Genomic DNA, 20737 nt, shown 5'->3' with positions numbered 1-20737 from the left:
AAGATGACAAATAAATGGAATGATTATAATTTCAACGTGTTTTCCAAATAATAAGCAATACCATCTTCTTCATTTGAAAGTGTAATGTCATTTGCGATTGTTTTTAGCGCTGAGATGCCGTTTGCCATTGCAATTCCGTGCCCGGCGTACTCGATCATTTCTAAATCATTATCTTCATCTCCAAATGCAATTACACGATCTTGAGGAATGTTGTAATGGTCCGCAACACGTTTTAATCCAACAGCTTTATTCAATCCTTTTCGAACGATTTCAACGACATGCCATGGAGCACCCCAGCGTCTATGTTCAATCACTTCTGCATGAACAGAAGATAAATGTGAGCGAATTTCATCTACATGCGCTTCATCTGCATGGATAAGGATAGAGGTTGGATCATAATTTAACGTATGGCGAAGATCTCCTGTTTGAAGTTTAGGATTTCCTAAGCTAATGACATCAATAAGTTTACGATCCTCATAATGGAGATAAATATCATCCATGACCTCTGCTAAAATGTTGTTTACATTGTAGCTATCCATGGCTTCAACAATATGATGAGCTGTTTGACGTTGAAGAGGATTATGATAAACTCCCCATGACTGCTGTTGAGGATGATGAACAAGCGCTCCATTAAAGTTTACAATCGGAGTGTTTAGTTGAAGTTCAGTATAGTACATGGAACTAGAGCGATAAGGTCTACCAGTCGCAATCATTACAATATGCCCTTGTTGTTTAGCTTTTTCAATGACTTTTTTTGTTCTAGGTGAAATGATTTTAGTATCAGTTAAAAGTGTACCATCTAAATCAAGCGCAATTAAATGTGGTTTTGTCGACATAAAGACTCCTTTTCCATCTTAAGATTTATCTTTACTTTAACATATATTTAAGAACCTGTCCGTTAAGACCCTTTTATTTCAATTTATGATCATGAGTATGTATAATGACGGTAACAAAGGAGGGATCGTATGAGTGAAAAACAAGAAGAAAAATTAATGGAAGCTCTTGAAGAGGTAGTGGATCCAGAGCTTGGCGTTGATATTGTAAATTTAGGGCTTGTGTATGAAACAACATTAACCGAAGAGGGTACAGCGGTTGTCACAATGACGTTAACATCAATTGGTTGTCCACTAGCAGGAACCATTACCGAAGATGTGAAGAGAGTGCTGTCTCCGCTTGAAGGAGTAAACGATGTAGAAGTAAACATTACATTTAATCCTCCTTGGAGTAAAGAACGTATGTCACGCTATGCGAAAATTGCTTTAAATATTACATGAAGCAACGAAAAGTTGTCTGAAAAGAGGGGGGAATGCCCCTCTTCAGACTATTTTTTGTGAATTAAATGGTTATGAAAAAGAAAGACAATTCATGTTTTAACTTTTAGAATGCATTTGTTATTTTTAATCAATTTTACATAAATAGGTCGGACAGTTTTCACAATTCATTTCTACTTTTAAGTAATTTAAGTCGTGAATGGTAATTTGGCCTTTATCGATTGAAAGTACCTCTCGCTTACGAAGATCACTTAACATTCGATTAATCACTTCACGAGATGTTCCACATAGGTTCGCAAGTTCTTGATTTGTCAGGTGAATATTTAAGGCGATTCCGTTTTCTCTCATTATTCCAAAGCTGTTCGTCATGCGAATTAAAGTTGAATATAAAGCACCTTTTTTTCCATGAAGAATTAAGTCGCGAAACTTTGTTTGTAGGCGCTGTATTCTTCTCCCCATCCATTTCATGTATTCAATTGATAGTTCAGGTTCGGCAGCTAACTTTTGTTCTAGAATGTGTTTTTCCACAATAATAACTTCACTATCCTCAAGTGCTTTTGCTTGAAGCATGTGCTTCGTTGTTCCACAAAAAAGTGTTACTTCTCCAATTAAATCACTCGTACTCGAAATTTGAAATGTTAATTCACGTCCATCGGGTGTTAGTTTACTCAATTGAACCTTTCCGCTTTTTATAAAGTAAAGAACTGTCGCATCTGTCCCTTCTTGAAATAAATAACTTCCTTTTTTATAAGAAGCGGTTTGTGAAAAGGTTAAAAATAAGTGATGCAGATTTTGCGACAACATAGAATCAGAATTATTAATTGTCATATAACCACCTTTTGAATCAGTCTTCCCTATGAAAAAAACCTTAGTCCATTCGTATTCTTATCCTTTTTAAAAGCACGATACTTCCTTTTATTATACATGATTCTTTCCAATAAATTGTTAATTCATTTGAAATTATTCTTAATGGTTGTATGAATAAACGTTATTGTAGAGTGACAAGTAGTAGGCCTCTGTTTTAAGTTTCTTGTTTGCGAAGGAGACATTTCGGGTTTTATAGCCTATGAAATCTAACCTGTTCTGCTAGAATCTCACAAATTGTAATTGAATGAGTTTCGAACCGTTATCTTAGAAAAATGAATCGACAAACAACCACCGTTTAGAAAAGAGCCTATGTAAAATAGCTGTGTCGAAATAATTAGAAAAAAGTATAAATATTTATTTGATTTTATTTTTATGCAGTATTATAATGGGTAATAATTTCAAATAGTTAACGAAAAAAGGAGTTTCATAATGAATAGATTAAAAGTTGGGATTGTGGGGGCTACAGGATATGGAGGAGTCGAGCTTATCCGTTTACTGTCCAATCACCCTCATTTTCATATTTATTCAGTGTATTCATCCTCACAACAACATGTACAAATGGTTGATGTGTATCCACATTTAGCGAATGTACCTTATACGTTAGAGCAAATTGATCCAGTAAAAATGGCAAAAGATGTTGACCTTGTTTTTACAGCTACGCCATCTGGTATTTCAAGTAAACTTGTTCCTCAATTAATTAACGAAGGGCTCAAGGTCATTGATTTATCTGGAGATTTTCGCTTGAAAAGTGAAGAGTTATATGAAAAGTGGTATAAAAAGCCACCTGCACCAAATCAATATACAAAACAGTCAGTATACGGGCTAACAGAATGGTTTGGAGAGGAAATACATTCGAGCAGCTTCATTGCAAATCCCGGATGTTATCCAACCGCAACGTTATTAGGGCTTGCTCCTATTGTCAAAAAGAAATTGATTAAAGAAGATTCAATTATTATTGATGCCAAATCGGGTTTGTCAGGAGCAGGGCGTTCGTTATCTAATGTGAGTCATTATGCTGAAATCAATGAAAATATGAAAATTTATAAAGTGAATCAGCATCAGCATATTCCTGAAATTGAGCAAGTATTACATAGATGGAATGAACAGATTAAGCCTATTACCTTCAGTACGCATTTAGTACCGATGACAAGAGGCATTATGACCACCATTTATGTAACGCTAAAAGAATCTATTGGGATTGAGAGCTTATATAAGTTATATGAAGAAAGTTATCTAGATGCTCCTTTTGTCAGAGTGAGAAAGCAAGGAACATTTCCATCTACAAAAGAAGTAAGTGGATCAAACTATTGTGATATTGGCTTAACAATCGATGAGAGAACAAATCGAATGACAATTGTATCAGTCATCGACAATTTAGTAAAAGGTGCTGCAGGTCAGGCCATTCAAAATGCAAATCTTATGATGGGATTTGAACAACAAACAGGTTTGCACGTATTACCTGTTTATCCATAGAGAAAAGATTCGTAGTGCAGGAGGAGAAGATGGTGATTAAAACAAAAGAGCTAGTAACGGTGAACAAGGTCGAGAATGGAACCATCGTTCAACCAAAAGGTTTTTTAGCATCAGGTGTTCATGCTGGTTTACGGTATTCGAAAAAAGACATAGGGGTCATTTTAAGTGAAAAGCCCGCTAGTTGTGCAGCAGTTTATACACAAAGTACGTTTCAAGCAGCGCCTTTGCATGTGACAAAAGAAAGCATTGCAGTGGAGAAAACGTTACAAGCCATTGTCGTTAATAGTGCATGTGCTAATGCTTGTACAGGAAATCAAGGGTTAAAAGATGCATATGAGATGAGAGAACTTTGTGCTAAAAAATTTCGTCTTCCTTTACAACATGTAGCCGTTGCATCAACTGGGGTCATTGGTGAACTATTGAACATGGAAAAAATTCAAGAGGGCATCTCTTTCTTACGACCGTCAAATCAATACCAGGCAGCAGAAGATTTTCAAACAGCCATTCTTACTACGGATACAGTGATGAAGTCCACTTGTTATGAAACCACCATCAATGGGAAGAAAGTAACCATTGGTGGAGCAGCGAAAGGATCGGGGATGATTCATCCGAATATGGCTACCATGCTTGGGTTTATTACAACAGACGCTAACGTTGAGTCAGAGGTGTTACAAGAAGCATTACGATCTATTACTAATAAAACGTTTAACCAGATTACCGTTGATGGAGACACATCAACAAACGATATGGTCATTGTGTTAGCCAACGGAATGGCTGGAAACGACTCATTAACGCCATCACACCCAGACTGGGTTAACTTTTATGAGGCGTTAACGTTGACATGTGAAGATCTTGCAAAGCAAATTGCACGAGATGGTGAAGGAGCTACAAAGCTTATTGAAGTGCAAGTTAATGAAGCCAAAACAGCTGAACAAGCAAATGTGGTGGCAAAGCAAATTGTTGGTTCTAATCTTGTCAAAACAGCTATGTACGGAGCAGATGCAAACTGGGGACGCATTATAGGAGCGATTGGATATAGCGGAGTAGAGATTAATCCAATGACAGTTGATGTGCAAGTAGGTTCAATTATGATGTTAAAAGAGAGTCAACCACAACCTTTTAATGAAGAAGAAGCAACAGCTTATTTACAACAGCCAACGATTAAAATCATTGTCAATTTACATGATGGAGAGCATTCTGGTACGGCATGGGGATGCGACTTAACGTACGATTATGTGAAAATAAATGCAAGCTATCGAACGTGAGGAGAGGGTAATGTGAAAGGAAGTCAAACCATTGTCATCAAATGTGGTGGAAGTATTGTCAATGAGCTAACAAGCTCCTTCTTTCAAAGTGTCAAAGCATTAGTAGAGGAAGGGAATTCGGTTGTAGTTGTACACGGAGGAGGTCCTGATATTGAGCAAATGCTTAAAAAGTTAAAGATTGAAAGTGAATTTGTTGATGGATTACGTAAAACGTCTGAAGATGTACTAGATGTTGTTACGATGGTTTTATCAGGAAAAGTGAACAAAAACCTTGTTACGATGCTTCAGCAGCATGAACTAAAACCGGTTGGGTTATCTGGATGCGATGGAATGCTTCTTGAAACAGAAGCGATCAATACTGAAAAGCTTGGTTACGTTGGCGAAGTAGTTCATGTAAATAGTCATTTATTAACGGAATTAACGGCAAGCAACTATGTGCCAGTTCTTTCATCCATTGGTGTTAACAAGAAAGGGCAAAGATTTAATGTGAATGCTGATTTAGCTGCAGGAGCCGTTGCTCAAGCATTACAAGCGGAGAAGCTTTTGTTTGTGACTGATGTGCAAGGCGTATTAGTGGATGGCGATTTAATGGAGGAACTGACAAAAGCAGATATTGACGAATTGATTGAAGATGGTGTCATTTATGGGGGAATGATTCCGAAAGTGCAAGCTGCGTCTGAAGCGTTATCGAACACGTTAAACGAAGTTCATATTATTAGTGGAAAACATTCATTTGTGAATGAGAATGGTCATATGGTAGGAACGGCAATTAAACATGAAAAAGGTGGGAACAAAAACGATGAGTGCTTTATTTCCAACGTATCAACGATTGGATCTTCATATTAAAGAAGCAAGTGGCTCGATACTGATTGATCAACAAGGAACACAGTATTTAGATTTTATTTCAGGAATTGCAGTCTGTAATGTAGGACATCGACATCCTGCTGTGCAACAAGCGATTGAAGAACAGTTAAAGAAAGTATGGCATGTATCAAATTTATTTCATTTAGACATTCAAGAAGAAGTAGCTTCATTATTAGTGAATCATGCAAGTGGTGACGCTGTGTTTTTCTGTAACAGCGGAGCAGAAGCAAACGAAGCTGCCATCAAGCTCGCTCGAAAATATACGAAGCGCCATAAAATCATTACATTTGCGAAATCATTTCATGGTCGAACCTTTGCGACTATGTCGGCAACAGGGCAAGCAAAGATTCATGAAGGATTTGGCCCACTCTTACAAGAATTTGTTTACGTACCTTATAACGACAAAGCAGCACTAGAGGAGGAAATGGATGAAACAGTTGCAGCTGTCATGGTTGAAGTGATTCAAGGTGAAGGTGGCGTTGTACTAGGTGAAACACCATTTTTAGAGGGAATTCAAAAGTTATGTCATCAATATGGTTCTCTGTTTATTGTAGATGAAGTGCAAACGGGTATTGGCAGAACGGGGAAAATATTTGCTTACGAACATCACGGACTATCACCAGACATCATTACATCAGCCAAAGGATTAGGAAGCGGAATGCCAGTTGGTGCGATGATTGGGAAGGCTCATTTGAAAGCAGCATTTCAAGCAGGAAGCCACGGTACAACATTTGGGGGAAATCCAATCGCCTTAGCATCGGCAAAAGCCACGCTAAACATTATTTCTACTCCGTCATTTTTAGAGGAAGTAAAGCAAAAAGGACAGTACTTACTGAATGAATTAAAGCAAAGAATTGGTGAAGATACGCGTGTAACGGATATTCGAGGAAAAGGGTTAATGATAGGAATTGAATGTGGAGAATATGCACCTTTATTCATTCAATCTCTTAAAGAACAAGGGTTGCTTACATTAGGAGCTGGTCCGCATGTTATTCGTTTACTACCACCATTAACGGTGACTGAAAAAGAAATAAATCAAGCATTAGGGATGATTGAAAAAGCTTTTCAAACACAAAACGTAATGAATTAGCTGAACCAATTATTTTTTTAGTTATAATTGTATAAAAATACTTAAGAATAAATAAATATTCAAAGAGGGATGCGCGATGAAAGGATACTTACATTTGCAAAACGGCGACACATTTGAAGGAATGATTGAAAATACATCGACAAAACAAGAAGTCAATGGAGAAGTCGTCTTTTTCACCGGAATGACAGGCTATCAGGAAGTTGTAACGGATCCTTCCTATAAAAATCAGATTATCGTGTTCACGTATCCGTTAATCGGAAATTACGGAATTAACGAACATGATTATGAAAGTAAAAAGCCACATGTATCGGCAGTGGTTGTATATGAGTGTTGTGAAAATGGCTTTCACTATGAAGCGATGTATAGCTTTAAACAATACTTAAAAAAGTGGAATATCCCGTTAATCACACATGTTGATACACGAGCGGTTGTCAAACGAATTCGAAATGAAGGAACAATGCCAGCAATTCTTTCTCCTTATGAAAAGAAACAAAAGGTAACAGGAGATGAAACAGATTTAATCGTGAAGCAAGTATCAACAACCACAATGAACACGTATGGAGAAGGTGACAAACACATTATACTCCTAGACTTTGGGTATAAAAAGTCCATTTTACAAGAGTTATTAAATCGTCAATGTAAAGTGACAGTTGTTCCATATTCCACTTCTGACGTAGAGATTCATGCTTTAAAGCCTGATGGAATTGTTTTATCAAATGGCCCTGGTGACCCAACTCAACTATCGTTCCAACTCTCATCTTTGAAAAAAGTCATGGCTACATATCCGACGCTTGGAATTTGCTTTGGACATCAATTAATTGGTTTAGCTTTTGGGGGTAAAACCAATAAATTACCATTTGGCCACCGAGGTGCAAATCAGCCAGTGATGGACTTGTTAAAGAAAAAAGTATATATGACATCTCAAAATCACAGCTACGTTGTTGATGAAGAGAGCATGAAGCAGACCCCTTTAACGGTTCGGTTTAAAAATGTAAATGATCACTCCGTTGAAGGACTTATGCATGAAACGTTACCAATCCTATCTGTACAATATCATCCTGAAGCACATCCGGGACCAAGTGAAAGCAATTATATTTTTGATGAATTTATCAACTTTGTAAATCAAGCAGGGAGAGAGAAAGTATATGCCTAAAGATCAAACATTACAAACGATATTAGTTATAGGATCAGGGCCTATTGTCATTGGGCAAGCAGCAGAATTTGACTATTCTGGAACGCAAGCTTGCTTATCATTAAAGGAAGAAGGCTATAAAGTTATTCTTTTGAACAACAATCCAGCCACGATTATGACAGATGAACATATCGCCGATGTCATTTATTTTGAACCATTAACGGTCGATTACGTAGAAGAAGTGATAAAAAAAGAACAACCGAATGGCTTACTTGCAACAGTAGGAGGACAGACGGGACTAAACTTAGCCCTAGAGCTACATGAAAAGGGAATTTTAGAAAAATATAACGTAAAGCTACTAGGAACACCTATTGATTCAATTAAAAAAGGAGAGAGTCGCGAAGAGTTTCGAGCTTTAATGAAAGAATTACATGAGCCTGTCCCTGAAAGTGAAATAGTAGTAACAGTTAAGGAAGCATTAGCATTCGCTACTAAAATTGGCTTCCCAGTCATCGTAAGACCTGCGTATACACTAGGAGGAACAGGTGGAGGGATTGCTCATTCGATGCAAGAACTTGAGCAATTAGCGACTTCAGGACTGCGTGAAAGTGCCATTCACCAATGTCTCATTGAAAAGAGCATTGCTGGATATAAAGAAATTGAATACGAAGTGATGCGTGATAAACAAAACACATGTATTACCATTTGTAACATGGAAAACATTGATCCTGTTGGTGTGCATACCGGAGACTCGATTGTAGTCGCACCATCTCAAACGTTAACAGATGTGGAATATCAGATGCTGCGCTCCGCTTCGATTAAAATTATTTCAGCATTAGGAATTATCGGAGGCTGCAATATTCAGTTTGCGCTTGACCCTCATAGTAAACAATATTACTTAATCGAAGTGAATCCACGTGTTAGCCGTTCTTCAGCGCTAGCATCCAAAGCAACAGGCTATCCAATTGCAAAGATTGCAGCGAAACTAGCAGTAGGGTACACACTGGATGAAGTACTTAATCCTGTAACGGGTGATACCTATGCGAGTTTTGAGCCTTCTCTAGATTATGTCGTAGTAAAGTTTCCGAGATGGCCATTTGATAAATTCTTCTATGCAAATCGCACATTAGGAACGCAAATGAAAGCAACAGGGGAAGTTATGGCAATTGATCGTAATTTTGAACGTAGTCTTCAAAAGGCAATTTCCTCATTAGAATTAGGGATAAATGGGTTAGAAGTGGAGGGATTGAAAAGCTTCTCGATGTCACAGCTTTGTGATCGATTAAAGAAGCAAGATGATGAACGGCTTTTTATCATCTTTGAATTGATTCGTCGCGGCTTTGCTCTTCAAGACATTCATGAAGCTACAAAAATTGATGCATTTTACTTAACGCATTTTAAACAATTGATTGATCTTGAAAGCAAACTAAAGGCTACTCAGATTGAAGTAGTGGAGGATGAGTTAGTAAAAGAAGCAAAAGAGAAAGGCTTCACGGATTCTTACCTCTCCACTATTTGGGGGACACAAGAGAGCGAAGTAAGACAAAAGCGAAAAGCCCTTGGCATTATTCCAAGTTATAAGATGGTAGATACATGTGCAGCAGAATTTGAATCATCTACGGCTTATTTTTACTCTAGTTATTATGGAGAAAGTGAATTAACACCAACAGCCAATAAAAAGGTAGCGATTATCGGATCGGGACCAATTCGCATCGGCCAAGGAGTGGAGTTTGATTACAGCTCTGTTCATGGTGTGCTGGCTCTTCAAGACGAAGGCTACGAAACCATCTTAATTAATAATAATCCTGAGACGGTGAGCACAGACTTTGAAATTGCAAATCGATTATTCTTTGAACCCGTCACAGTTGAAGATGTGTTAAATGTGTTAGAAGCTGAGAATGTTCACCATGTTATTTTGCAATATGGTGGCCAAACGGCAATCAACCTTGTAAAAGGATTAGAAGAAGCCGGGATTTTGATTTTAGGTGTGACAAATAAGATGATTGATACGCTTGAAGATCGAGAGTTATTTTATCAATTATTAGAAGAGTTAAATATCCCTCATGTACCGGGTGAAATGGCAAGTGACGAAGAAGAGCTGATTCAAAAAGCTGATATCATTGGTTTTCCAATCCTTCTTCGTCCGTCTTATGTGATTGGTGGAAAAGGGATGATGACGTTACAAAATAAAGAAGAACTAACATCATGCTTGTCATTGATTCAAAAAACGCACTATCCCATTTTATTAGACGCCTATTTGCCAGGTAAGGAAGCAGAAATTGATGCAGTATGTGATGGAAAGGATGTATTAATTCCAACCATTGTCGAACATGTTGAAAAAGCGGGTGTCCACTCTGGCGATAGTTATGCTTACCTACCAGCTCAAACATTAACAGAAACGCAAAAGCACAAAATTGTTCATTATGCTGAACAGTTAACCAAGAAACTGAATTACAAAGGGATTATGAATATTCAATACGTCATTCATAACAATGATGTGTATGTGTTAGAAGTAAATCCACGGGCAAGTCGCACTGTTCCTGTTGTGAGCAAAGTAACTAAGGTTCCGCTTATTTCGCTATCTACGCAATTATTGCTTGGGAAATTGTTGCCGGAAATCCACGAAGAAAAGGGATTATTGTCAGATGTTCCGTATACGACGTTGAAATTTCCTGTTTTCTCAACAAATAAACTAGCAGGTGTAGATCCATTAGTTGGTCCTGAGATGAAATCGACTGGAGAAGGGATTGCCATTGCATCTACTGTGGAGGAAGCAGCCAAGAAAGTATTTTATTCGTATCTCATGTCTCATAAACAAGCAAGTGAAGTTTACATTCAGTCAAACAGTTCAAATGAGTCACTAGTTTCAGCCATACAAGCAGTGGGGCTGAAAGTCGTTATAGAAGAAGATGTTTCTAATTGGATTCGTAAAAAAGAAGCGATGCTATTTGTTAGCTTACAGCGTGATGACAAAGAGGCTCGTATGGAAGCATTAAAGCATGGTCTATTAGTGATGACAGAAGAAGAAACGGTTCAACTATTCTTAAAAGCATTTCAAACAAATAAAAGTTCTATCTCTTCTCTACAAGAGTGGATCACTCAAACGGAAAAAGAAAAGGAAGTGACGATGTGACGAGTACATTATCTTATCTAAAAAAGAATGTGAACTTAAAAAATAAAGATTTATTAAGCTTGATGGATTATTCAACAGAAGAAATTCTATCGCTTATTGAGGATGCGATGGATTTAAAGGCAAAGCATCAGAATGGAGACATCATTTCACCGCTTAAAGGAAAAACATTGGGGATGATTTTTGAAAAATCATCTACACGAACGAGAGTTTCATTTGAAGCTGGCATGATGCAGTTAGGTGGAAATGCCCTTTACTTAAACGGAAAGGATTTGCAGTTAGGGAGAGGAGAAACCGTCGCTGACACAGCAAAAGTACTATCGCAATTCATTGATGTTATTATGATTCGCACATTCGAACATGAGAAAGTCGTTGAATTAGCGAAGCATGCGGATATTCCTGTGATTAATGGATTAACGGATGATTTTCATCCATGTCAAGCTCTAGCTGATTTATTAACGATTTATGAGCACAAGAAGACCTTTCAGAAACTAAAAGTATCTTACATTGGAGACGGAAATAATGTTGCACATTCGCTTATGATTGCTTGTGCAAAAGTAGGAATTGACTTTACAATTGCTTGTCCAAAAGGATATGAACCAAAAGAGTTTGTTGTAAAATACGCAACAGAGGTTGCAAAAGAAAATCATTCAACCATAACAGTTACCGAAAGTCCAATTGAAGCAGCAAAAGATGCAGATGTATTGTATGCAGATGTATGGACGAGTATGGGACAGGAAGAGGAATCAGCGAACCGGTTGAAGGTGTTTGCTCCTTATCAAATTAATGAAGAGTTAGTCAAATATGCAAAAGATGACTATTTATTCTTACATTGTCTTCCGGCCCATCGAGAGGAAGAAGTAACGGCTGCAATTATTGATGGTCCAAACTCGGTCGTATTTCAACAAGCAGGAAATCGCATGCATGTGCAAAAAGCGTTATTACAAGCCATTTTATAAACAAATCAAACATGGGTGCTTCTGTTACAGAAGCACCCATGTTTAATTTAGAAAGGAAGGGGGAACAACAAGAGTAGATTAAAGGAATGAAAGGTGATTATGAATGAAAGTATTAGTTGTTGGAGCAAATGGATTAACAGGAAAACATGTTATTTCTCTTTTAGCAGAAGACCATACATTTGAACCATTTGCGATGATTCGCGATGAAAAGCAAGCGAGTGGTTTAGAAGCCAAAGGTGCTAAAACAGTGCTTGGCGATCTTGAAAAAGATCTTTCAAACGCTGTAAAAGGAATGGATGCAATCATTTTTGCAGCAGGATCAGGATCAAAAACAGGTGATGACAAAACCATTGCTATAGATCAAGAAGGTGCAAAAAGCATTATTGATGAGGCAAAGAATCAAGGTGTAACAAGGTTTGTGATGTTAAGTTCAATGGGAACCGATGCACCTGAACAAGGTCCAGAAGGCTTACAACTATATTTACGTGCAAAAGCCATAGCCGACACACATTTAGAGCAATCTAGCCTGCAATATACAATTGTTCGACCGGGTGCATTAACAAATGACCAACCAACAGGAAAAATTGATGTGAATGAACAAATTAAAGATAAATCAAAATCAATCTCTCGTGAAGATGTAGCAAAAGTATTAGTACAATCTCTAAAAGAAGAGACAACAATAGGAAAGAATTTTGAAATCTTAACAGGAGAGACATCAATTGAACAAGCATTAAAGTTTGCACATTAAAACATCCAGTGGGGTTTCCCACTGGATGTTTTAATTACATGAATAGTACAACTAACGTTCCAACAATAAAACAATAAATGGCAAAGTATTTTAAGTTACCACGCGCCATAATACCCATAAACCATTTTAAAGAGAAATAAGAAGCAACAAGTGAACCTAAAAATGCGACTGCATAAGGAACAGCAAGTTGTGCAAGGTTTTTATCTTCTAAAAGATCTGTTATCGCAAGAATGGTACCGCCTAGGCTAACAGGGATAAACAATAAGAATGAAAAGCGTAATGCCGTTTCTTGCTTTGTTCCACGAAGCATGGCTGCGACAATCGTCGCACCAGAGCGACTGATACCTGGAATTAAAGCTACAGCTTGTGCTAACCCAATAATAATGGCGTCCTTCATTGACAGGGCTGCATCATTTTTACGACCACGAAGGTTACGAATAATCCAAAGTGCAACACCCGTTGCTAATAAAGCAAATCCTAATACTTTTACATCTTTAAAGGTAGCTGCTATGTAATCGCCATATAACACTCCGATTACCCCAGCAGGAATTGTAGCCACAATTAAGTAAATAATGAATTGAAAATCAGATTTTGCATCGACATCTTTGGTTTTTATATAGCGAAGGCCGTTTACAACTAAACGAACAATATCTTCACGATAAATAATCAAAACAGCAATTAAAGAGGCTGCATTTACCAACAGCTCAAAGCTTAAACCCTCAATCTTTACACCCATTAATTCTTGTACAAGTACTAAGTGTCCACTTGAAGAAATAGGAATAGGCTCGGTAAATCCTTGAAAGAGTCCTAAAATTAAATACTTTATAATGAGCATGAATTGTTCCATCGTTTATATCCTCTCCAACTTCACAGAGTATGTGTCCATATTCAACTACACAAGTATAAGAAATTTTTGTATGTATGTGAAGGACAATTTTTCATAGGACTTCATTGTATACGGTTTCCTCTACAGATTATAGTAAACTTATCCATTATGAAAAAGCAAAACGAAGGGAATAGTATGAATGAAATACCTACAATAAGGAGGAAGTGACATGGGACAAAATAGACACTTCACACCTGGTCAAAAAGCGCCAAATAACGGTGTATATATAGAAATAGGTGAAACTGGAAGCAATGTGAACAAGCCACAAAAGGTGAAGCTTAAAGCAGGCGAACGCTTTCCGGAAACATCAAATGATGACCGCCACTGGACGTATATGCCTAAACCTTAACTTTATGTTTGAAAGTACAGAGCCATCCAATAGCGGATGGCTTTACTTCTGCTAAAAGCAAAATGTATAATAAATCAAAAGGTCAATAATGGTCAAACCCTTGAGAGATGGAGTGGTTATGTTGGATATAAATAAAATGACACAAAAGTTACAAGAGGCCATTTCAAATGCCCAATCAATTGCAATTAAGCAACGGCATCAGCAAATTGATGTTGTGCATCTCATGCAAGCGCTTATTGAGCAGAGTGAGGGAATTGCACCTCGAATGATAGAGAAGCTAGATGTTTCTGTTCAAGATTTTCAGCATGATTTAAAAGGTATAATGAATAAAAAGCCAATTGTAACAGGTTCAGGAACAGAAGCAGGTAAAGTTTATGTAACCAGTCAGCTTCAACAATTACTTGTAAAAGCAGAGGAAGAAGCGAAGCATTTAAATGATGAATATATATCAGTAGAACATGTACTGTTAAGCATAGCAGATGAAAAGAATACAGATGTTGGTCGACTCTTTCAGCAATATCAATTAACGAAACGTAAGCTGTTAGAAGTGATTAAAGACATAAGGGGGAACCAGCGTATTACGAGTCAAAACCCAGAAGTTACATATGAAGCTTTATCGAAGTATGGACGAGATTTAGTAGCAGAAGTGCGAGCAGGAAAGATTGATCCTGTTATTGGTCGAGATGCTGAAATTCGTCGAGTTATTCGAATTTTATCACGAAAAACAAAAAATAATCCCGTTTTAATAGGAGAGCCTGGTGTAGGGAAGACAGCAATTGTAGAAGGATTAGCTCAACGAATTGTCAGAAGAGATGTTCCAGAAGGCCTCAAGGATAAAACAGTATTTTCACTGGATATGGGAGCATTAATTGCAGGAGCAAAATTTCGCGGAGAGTTTGAAGAGCGATTAAAGGCTGTTTTGCAAGAAGTCAAAAAGAGTGACGGTCGTGTTCTATTGTTTATTGATGAACTTCATACGATTGTAGGAGCAGGACGTACAGATGGATCAATGGATGCTGGAAACTTACTAAAGCCAATGTTAGCAAGAGGAGAACTTCATTGCATTGGCGCTACGACACTAGATGAACACCGTCAATATATCGAAAAAGATCCAGCGTTAGAACGTCGTTTTCAACAAGTGCTTGTGGAAGAGCCAACCGTTGAAGATACGGTATCGATTTTACGTGGATTAAAAGAGCGATTTGAAATTCATCACGGGGTGAACATTCACGACCGTGCGATAGTAGCAGCAGCTACATTATCCGATCGATATATATCTGATCGTTTTTTACCTGATAAAGCAATTGATTTAATTGATGAAGCATGTGCAACGATTCGAACAGAAATCGATTCGATGCCATCAGAATTAGATGAAGTGACCCGTAAACTTATGCAGCTGCAAATTGAAGAAGCAGCATTAAGCAAGGAAGCGGATCAAGCAAGTCAAGAACGATTAGCAGTTATTCAGGAAGAAATCTCAAATCTTCAAGAAAAAGTAAATAGTATGAAGTTAAAATGGGAGCAAGAGAAGAAATCCATTCAATCTGTGCAAGAGATGAGAGAAAGGCTAGAAAAAGCCAGAAGAGATTTAGAGGAAGCTGAAAATCAGTACGATCTTAATAAAGCAGCGGAACTGCGACATGGACGTATACCCTCTTTAGAAAAAGAGCTAAAAGCCCTAGAGCAACTAACAGAAGAAAAATCAACCGAAAATCGATTAATTCGTGAAGAAGTAACCGAAGCAGAAATTGCGGAGATTGTTGGGAGATGGACAGGTATTCCAGTCTCGAAGTTAGTGGAAGGAGAAAGAGAGAAGTTATTAAAATTAGAATCTATTCTAAAAAAGCGAGTCATTGGACAAGATGAAGCTGTTTCACTAGTGACAGATGCTGTACTTCGCGCTAGAGCAGGAATTAAAGATCCAAATCGTCCAATCGGTTCTTTTATTTTTCTTGGACCAACAGGAGTAGGGAAAACAGAGTTAGCCAAAACGTTAGCGCAGACGCTTTTTGATAGTGAAGAACATATGATTCGAATCGACATGTCAGAGTACATGGAAAAACATGCCGTATCACGCTTAATTGGTGCTCCTCCTGGCTATGTGGGGTATGAAGAAGGCGGTCAATTAACAGAAGCTGTGCGAAGAAAACCTTACTCGGTTGTTTTATTAGATGAAATTGAAAAAGCACACCCTGAAGTGTTCAACATTTTGCTACAGATGCTAGATGATGGACACGTTACAGATTCAAAAGGAAAAGTTGTTGATTTTAAAAATACAGTCATCATTATGACGTCTAATATTGGTTCCCACTTTTTATTAGAGGGATTATCAGAAGACGGAGAGATTAAAGAAGAAGCACGTGGACAAGTGATGAATCAGTTACGTCAGCATTTCCGACCAGAATTCTTAAATAGAATAGATGATACGATTTTATTTAAACCGTTAACCATCCATGAAGTTTCAGGCATTGTTGAAAAGCTCGTTTCCTTACTACAACAACGTTTAACTGATCGGAACATTACCTTATCGTTAACTGAAAGAGCAAAAAAATACATTGCGGTGTCAGCATTTGATCCTGTATATGGTGCAAGACCTTTAAAACGATTTATCCAAAAACAACTAGAGACACTAATCGCAAGGCAGATCATTGCAGGGCAAATAAAAGACTACAGTGATGTAATAGTAGATGTAGAGAACGAAACGTTTACGTTCATTCATCAATAAGTACTTGGTTTGAAAAATAACCGTAGCAAAAAAAGAAAGTAAGCATAGAGAAGCTTACTTTCTTTTTTTGTTTAAAAAGAGATAAATAGCAAATAAATACCCTTTTAGGTGAATTTTTTTACTATTGACGCATATTGTAAGCGCTTATAGAATGAACATTAACAAATCGATTAGATATTACATGAACTTGAATGCGCTTTCTATCTGACTTGGTGCTTGTAATAGAGTTTATTCGCATACCAAGCTAAATGAAGATAACTTAGTGAAACGAGCAAGTTTGCCGTAACTAGCCATTTAAAAAGTAAAGACACAATAGGATACAAAGCTAATGTTAGCATGCAAAGCTTTAGAGTCCATATTGTACTTTTCTTGAACTGATAGTAAACGTATAAAGCTAATGAGGTGAAAGATAAATAAAAAGGAATGATGCAAACGATTACAAATAATTTCTGAGAATGAAAGACCGATCCATTAACAGCAAACAGCACATGATTAAAAATTGAAACAGTATAAAGTAAGAAGAAATACAAATCTTGAAAAGGCTTCATAGACGCTAATAATAGATTTGATAGTGAAAATAGACGTTGTAAGCGATAAATAAAAAATAATGTAATAGCTAGTAATAAATGCGTAAGGAATGTCATGTTCAGCATAAGAACAAGAACTTGTATAACAAACAAGAGAACAATGTATGGATACGTAATAAATTGGGGGAAGAGAAATTCCATATTAACATCTCCTAGTTGATTTAACGGAAAATTATTAAATGAATGTAAGGGTGTGACAACGATGAACATCATAACAGTGCTATCATTTCTATTTTTTACAGGTTTAGTTGCCTATATTTCTTATCGTCTGACACGTAATGATAATCTCGATACGTCAGAAGGATACTTTTTAGGCGGACGTAGTTTAACGGGTTGGGTGATTGCAGGGTCGTTAATGTTAACCAATCTATCAACAGAACAGCTAGTTGGCTTAAATGCAGATGGATATGCATACAACATGTCCGTAATGGGCTGGGAAGTAGGTTCAGCCATTGCGCTTGTGCTAGTTGCTTTATTCTTATTACCACGTTATTTAAAAGGTGGAATTACAACAATTCCAGATTTTTTAGAAGAACGATTTGATTCAGGTACAAAGCAGATTGTAACCTTATTGTTTTTGTTCGGATATGTATTAAATCTATTACCACCAATCTTATATTCAGGTGCGACGGCATTAAGTGGTATTTTTAATGTTCCAGAACTATTAGGTGTTAGTCCAACAGCTGCTATTTGGATTACAGTGTGGACAATTGGAATTATTGGTTCTATCTATGCTATTTTTGGTGGTTTGAAAGCGGTTGCGATTTCTGACACGATTAATGGAATAGGCTTGCTAGTTGGTGGTTTAATGATTCCAGCTTTAGGATTAACCGTATTAGGTGACGGGTCACCAGTTGCAGGTTTTCATACAATTGTAGAAAACACACCAGAAAAGCTTAATTCAATTGGAAGCAATTCAGATCCAGTTCCTTTTAGTACAATGTTTACAGGAATGCTATTAGTGAACCTGTTCTACTGGGGTACCGCACAACATATTATTCAGCGTGCGTTAGCAGCGAAAAACTTAAGAGAAGGACAAAAAGGCTTAATTATTGCGGCATTCTTAAAACTGCTAGGTCCAGCCTTTTTAATTATTCCTGGTATCATTGCGTACAATATTTTTGGTCCTGGTCTTCAACCGATGGAAGCGTACCCAAAGTTAGTGAACCACGTTCTTCCAACACCGTTAGTCGGTTTTTTCGCAGCCGTTTTATTTGGAGCAATTTTATCATCATTTAACTCTGCATTAAACTCAAGTGTAACGTTGTTTGTATTAAATATTTATAAGCCTTACTTTAAGCCGAAGGCACCAGATAAAGTGTTAGTACGTCATGGTAAGGTAGCTGGATTATTCTTAGCTTTATTTGCAATGAGTGTAGCACCATTAATTGCAAACGTTCCACAAGGATTTTTCCAATACTTACAAATTGTAAATGGTTTCTACAATGTTCCGATCTTTACGATTATCTTTATTGGATATGTAACAAAACGAGTACCTGCCGTTGCTGCTAAAGTATCATTAGCTGTTTTTATTTCCGTGTATGCAGTGACTCAGCTAGTATGGGATACAGGCCTACATTTCCTTCATATTCTAGGTATTCTCTTCGTAGTATGTTCAGGATTAATGTTAATTATCGGAAAAATAGCACCAAGAAATACAGATTATGTTCTTGAAGATAAAGAAGCTGTTGAGTTAACGCCTTGGAAGCTTGTTTATCCAATGGGGCTAGTAGCCGTTGTTGCAATGATTGTGGTATATGCATTGTTCTCTCAAGCAGGATTTGCTTCTATGTAACAATGTAAAATTAGCCTACCCCCTTTCCTTTTTTCATTCATTGATAAAAGAGGAGAGGGGGTTTTGTATTTATTCGTTTTGAAGTGTACAATCCTCTTTTAATCATTTATGATAGTAAAAAATAAGTGAAGGAAAAAGGATTGAGAATCATGAAAGAAAGAGTGGATCTTGTTTATGATCAAGTATATGAATTTATTGATGAATCGCTACAAAAGATTCGTGAAACGGAAGATGAGTATAAAAATGATGAGTTAGCGGAAAAAGTGAAGCGAATGGAGATAGCCCTTCAAGCCTCTCGTGATATTTTAGAAAACATGGTCATGCCAGGAAAGAAAATGACCTTTATTTATGAAAATGGTTCTGTAACGGTTGAAATTCCAGAGAAAAAATGAAAAGGGATTCTCCAACGCCATTAAAAACAGCGGTTTAAGGCGAAATCCCTTGTTCATTTCTCTATTCATTTCCCTACATTTAAATAGGAAAGACATGTTGCGTGCTGAGTCAAAGTAGGTGTTTTTTTCCTTTTTCTCAGCGCGTTTTATTTTGGAAGCATAATGTGTTCGTCAATTGACACATCACTTTTACGGTATTGACCAGGTGTATAGCCAGTCGCTTTTCGAAAAACTTTTGTTAAATAGTTGGCATTAGCGTAGCCGACGTTTTCAGCGATTTCTTCAATCGAATATTTCGTTTGATGTAGTAATTCAGCTGCTTTTTGAATTCGCATTTTTGTTAAATATTGAATAGGCGTCATACCTGTTGTTTCTTTAAATAATCGACTGAAGTGATAGCGAGATAAATTTGCAGCACTCGCCATTTCATCCGGCCCAATTTCTTCTTGGTAATGATTACGTGCAAATAAAATAGAGCTAATAATGCTTTCGGGCCAATCATCAGTAAACGTATCCATTGTTTTTACATATTGATAGAGTTCCATAATAAAACGATAAGAAAGACTAGAAGCTTGAAATGCGTCTGTTATTTTTCGTTCTCCTGCTCGTTTATAAATTTGGGCTAGTAATTGAATAGGGGCTGATTCAGGATGAAATCGGATAACAGGATGGTGCTTACGTTGAATATAATCCCAGCAAGTAGCTACTTCATCTCCATATAACGTTAAGAAGATAAACTCCCATTGCTCACTTTCTTTTGGTAAATAGTAACGGTAATCACCAGTTGTTCCAACAATAAAAGCTTTTCCGGCATCTAATTTATAATCTTTTCCGTTTAATTGAATGACTCCATACCCTGAAATTGTGTATTGCAAAATATATTTGCCACCATCTTTTCGTTCATTTCCATCCCAATTATAAAGTGTAGAAGTCGCTTCATCCCAGCCGACAGACCAAATCTGAGCTACGCGCTTTGTATTAGGCTCTAAAAAGCGAAACGCAAAGGTGCTGTAGTCTTTTGTTTGAAAATGAGACAGCAAAATTTCACCCTCTTTTTTCAGAAATTGTGTATATATAACACTTTAACGTAATCGTTTTCTTTTTGCTAGTCCTTTTCTAGACGTAACACTGAATAGATAATGAGGTAGTAAAGAAAAGAGAATCGATTTTAATTCTTATTTAAATAGATCATGATAAAAGAAGA

At 37.1% G+C, this 20737-nt stretch carries 18 protein-coding genes; 13 read left to right on the top strand and 5 right to left on the bottom strand.

Annotated elements, in window-relative coordinates; translation table 11 throughout:
• Positions 1 to 23: 23 nt before the first annotated feature.
• Complete coding sequence (locus JOC83_RS07140; RefSeq protein ID WP_205185747.1) at positions 24 to 836, bottom strand: Cof-type HAD-IIB family hydrolase; 813 nt, start codon at positions 834 to 836, stop codon at positions 24 to 26.
• 129 nt (positions 837 to 965) lie between these two features.
• Here JOC83_RS07140 and JOC83_RS07135 point away from each other — a divergent pair, with 129 nt between their 5' ends.
• The gene (locus tag JOC83_RS07135) at positions 966 to 1274 is read left to right on the top strand and encodes a metal-sulfur cluster assembly factor (RefSeq protein ID WP_205185745.1); all 309 of its coding nucleotides are present in this window, start codon (positions 966 to 968) and stop codon (positions 1272 to 1274) included.
• Between the two features lie 123 nt (positions 1275 to 1397).
• Here the strand turns inward: JOC83_RS07135 and JOC83_RS07130 are convergent, their stop codons facing one another.
• Positions 1398 to 2075 carry a Crp/Fnr family transcriptional regulator gene (locus JOC83_RS07130; protein WP_205186052.1) on the bottom strand — a complete coding sequence of 226 codons (678 nt, stop codon included), beginning with the start codon at positions 2073 to 2075 and terminating at the stop codon, positions 1398 to 1400.
• A gap of 492 nt (positions 2076 to 2567) precedes the next feature.
• Between JOC83_RS07130 and argC the strand changes: the two genes are divergently transcribed.
• From argC to JOC83_RS07090, 8 genes are all read left to right on the top strand, one after another.
• On the top strand, positions 2568 to 3611 hold the full coding sequence (gene argC, locus JOC83_RS07125) for an N-acetyl-gamma-glutamyl-phosphate reductase (protein ID WP_205185743.1): 1044 nt from the start codon (positions 2568 to 2570) through the stop codon (positions 3609 to 3611).
• A gap of 29 nt (positions 3612 to 3640) precedes the next feature.
• On the top strand, positions 3641 to 4876 hold the full coding sequence (argJ, locus tag JOC83_RS07120; protein ID WP_205185742.1) for a bifunctional ornithine acetyltransferase/N-acetylglutamate synthase: 1236 nt from the start codon (positions 3641 to 3643) through the stop codon (positions 4874 to 4876).
• A 12-nt stretch (positions 4877 to 4888) separates the two neighbouring features.
• Entirely contained in the window at positions 4889 to 5722 is an 834-nt protein-coding gene (argB, locus tag JOC83_RS07115) for an acetylglutamate kinase (RefSeq protein ID WP_205185741.1), read from the top strand.
• Positions 5676 to 6830: an acetylornithine transaminase gene (locus JOC83_RS07110; RefSeq protein ID WP_205185740.1), complete on the top strand. Its 1155-nt coding sequence runs from the start codon at positions 5676 to 5678 to the stop codon at positions 6828 to 6830. The genes argB and JOC83_RS07110 overlap by 47 nt, the downstream gene beginning before the upstream one ends.
• 76 nt (positions 6831 to 6906) lie before the next feature.
• Positions 6907 to 7983, top strand: a complete 1077-nt coding sequence (locus tag JOC83_RS07105) for a carbamoyl phosphate synthase small subunit (protein ID WP_205185739.1) — start codon at positions 6907 to 6909, stop codon at positions 7981 to 7983.
• Positions 7976 to 11095 (top strand): carbamoyl phosphate synthase large subunit, encoded by a 3120-nt coding sequence (locus JOC83_RS07100; RefSeq protein WP_205185738.1) that lies wholly within the window; start codon positions 7976 to 7978, stop codon positions 11093 to 11095. Before JOC83_RS07105 ends, JOC83_RS07100 begins: the two co-directional genes overlap by 8 nt.
• On the top strand, positions 11092 to 12051 hold the full coding sequence (gene argF, locus JOC83_RS07095; protein WP_338038881.1) for an ornithine carbamoyltransferase: 960 nt from the start codon (positions 11092 to 11094) through the stop codon (positions 12049 to 12051). Before JOC83_RS07100 ends, argF begins: the two co-directional genes overlap by 4 nt.
• A 103-nt stretch (positions 12052 to 12154) precedes the next feature.
• Entirely contained in the window at positions 12155 to 12799 is a 645-nt protein-coding gene (locus JOC83_RS07090) for an SDR family oxidoreductase (protein WP_205185737.1), read from the top strand.
• Between the two features lie 34 nt (positions 12800 to 12833).
• Here JOC83_RS07090 and JOC83_RS07085 read toward each other — a convergent pair whose 3' ends face one another.
• Positions 12834 to 13646 carry an undecaprenyl-diphosphate phosphatase gene (locus JOC83_RS07085; protein ID WP_205185736.1) on the bottom strand — a complete coding sequence of 271 codons (813 nt, stop codon included), beginning with the start codon at positions 13644 to 13646 and terminating at the stop codon, positions 12834 to 12836.
• 208 nt (positions 13647 to 13854) lie between these two features.
• On the opposite strand from JOC83_RS07085, the gene JOC83_RS07080 reads away from it, so the two are divergent.
• On the top strand, positions 13855 to 14034 hold the full coding sequence (locus tag JOC83_RS07080) for a YjzC family protein (RefSeq protein ID WP_205185734.1): 180 nt from the start codon (positions 13855 to 13857) through the stop codon (positions 14032 to 14034).
• 121 nt (positions 14035 to 14155) lie between these two features.
• Entirely contained in the window at positions 14156 to 16759 is a 2604-nt protein-coding gene (clpB, locus tag JOC83_RS07075) for an ATP-dependent chaperone ClpB (RefSeq protein ID WP_239583395.1), read from the top strand.
• A 200-nt stretch (positions 16760 to 16959) separates the two neighbouring features.
• On the opposite strand, the gene JOC83_RS07070 is transcribed toward clpB, so the two are convergent.
• The gene (locus JOC83_RS07070) at positions 16960 to 17487 is read right to left on the bottom strand and encodes a hypothetical protein (protein ID WP_205185732.1); all 528 of its coding nucleotides are present in this window, start codon (positions 17485 to 17487) and stop codon (positions 16960 to 16962) included.
• A 61-nt stretch (positions 17488 to 17548) separates the two neighbouring features.
• Here JOC83_RS07070 and JOC83_RS07065 point away from each other — a divergent pair, with 61 nt between their 5' ends.
• Together JOC83_RS07065 and JOC83_RS07060 are read left to right on the top strand one after the other, a co-directional pair.
• On the top strand, positions 17549 to 19141 hold the full coding sequence (locus tag JOC83_RS07065) for a solute:sodium symporter family transporter (protein ID WP_205185731.1): 1593 nt from the start codon (positions 17549 to 17551) through the stop codon (positions 19139 to 19141).
• A 149-nt stretch (positions 19142 to 19290) separates the two neighbouring features.
• The gene (locus tag JOC83_RS07060) at positions 19291 to 19533 is read left to right on the top strand and encodes a hypothetical protein (RefSeq protein ID WP_205185730.1); all 243 of its coding nucleotides are present in this window, start codon (positions 19291 to 19293) and stop codon (positions 19531 to 19533) included.
• Positions 19534 to 19679: 146 nt separating this feature from the next.
• Here the strand turns inward: JOC83_RS07060 and JOC83_RS07055 are convergent, their stop codons facing one another.
• The gene (locus tag JOC83_RS07055; protein ID WP_205185729.1) at positions 19680 to 20573 is read right to left on the bottom strand and encodes a helix-turn-helix domain-containing protein; all 894 of its coding nucleotides are present in this window, start codon (positions 20571 to 20573) and stop codon (positions 19680 to 19682) included.
• Between the last annotated feature and the right edge of the window lie 164 nt (positions 20574 to 20737).

The sequence above is a fragment of the Priestia iocasae genome, assembly GCF_016909075.1.
Classification (GTDB): domain Bacteria; phylum Bacillota; class Bacilli; order Bacillales; family Bacillaceae_H; genus Priestia; species Priestia iocasae.
Note: the sequence above shows the minus strand (reverse complement) of the source record. Positions and strands in the feature narration are given on the sequence as shown.

Excerpts from the sequence above, each read along its gene's own strand:
- JOC83_RS07140 (WP_205185747.1), bottom strand. The coding sequence starts at position 836 with ATGTCGACAAAACCACATTTAATTGCGCTTGATTTAGATGGTACACTT.
- JOC83_RS07135 (WP_205185745.1), top strand. The coding sequence starts at position 966 with ATGAGTGAAAAACAAGAAGAAAAATTAATGGAAGCTCTTGAAGAGGTA.
- JOC83_RS07130 (WP_205186052.1), bottom strand. The coding sequence starts at position 2,075 with ATGTTGTCGCAAAATCTGCATCACTTATTTTTAACCTTTTCACAAACC.
- argC (WP_205185743.1), top strand. The coding sequence starts at position 2,568 with ATGAATAGATTAAAAGTTGGGATTGTGGGGGCTACAGGATATGGAGGA.
- argJ (WP_205185742.1), top strand. The coding sequence starts at position 3,641 with ATGGTGATTAAAACAAAAGAGCTAGTAACGGTGAACAAGGTCGAGAAT.
- JOC83_RS07110 (WP_205185740.1), top strand. The coding sequence starts at position 5,676 with ATGAGTGCTTTATTTCCAACGTATCAACGATTGGATCTTCATATTAAA.
- JOC83_RS07105 (WP_205185739.1), top strand. The coding sequence starts at position 6,907 with ATGAAAGGATACTTACATTTGCAAAACGGCGACACATTTGAAGGAATG.
- JOC83_RS07100 (WP_205185738.1), top strand. The coding sequence starts at position 7,976 with ATGCCTAAAGATCAAACATTACAAACGATATTAGTTATAGGATCAGGG.
- JOC83_RS07090 (WP_205185737.1), top strand. The coding sequence starts at position 12,155 with ATGAAAGTATTAGTTGTTGGAGCAAATGGATTAACAGGAAAACATGTT.
- JOC83_RS07085 (WP_205185736.1), bottom strand. The coding sequence starts at position 13,646 with ATGGAACAATTCATGCTCATTATAAAGTATTTAATTTTAGGACTCTTT.
- JOC83_RS07080 (WP_205185734.1), top strand. The coding sequence starts at position 13,855 with ATGGGACAAAATAGACACTTCACACCTGGTCAAAAAGCGCCAAATAAC.
- JOC83_RS07070 (WP_205185732.1), bottom strand. The coding sequence starts at position 17,487 with ATGGAATTTCTCTTCCCCCAATTTATTACGTATCCATACATTGTTCTC.
- JOC83_RS07065 (WP_205185731.1), top strand. The coding sequence starts at position 17,549 with ATGAACATCATAACAGTGCTATCATTTCTATTTTTTACAGGTTTAGTT.
- JOC83_RS07060 (WP_205185730.1), top strand. The coding sequence starts at position 19,291 with ATGAAAGAAAGAGTGGATCTTGTTTATGATCAAGTATATGAATTTATT.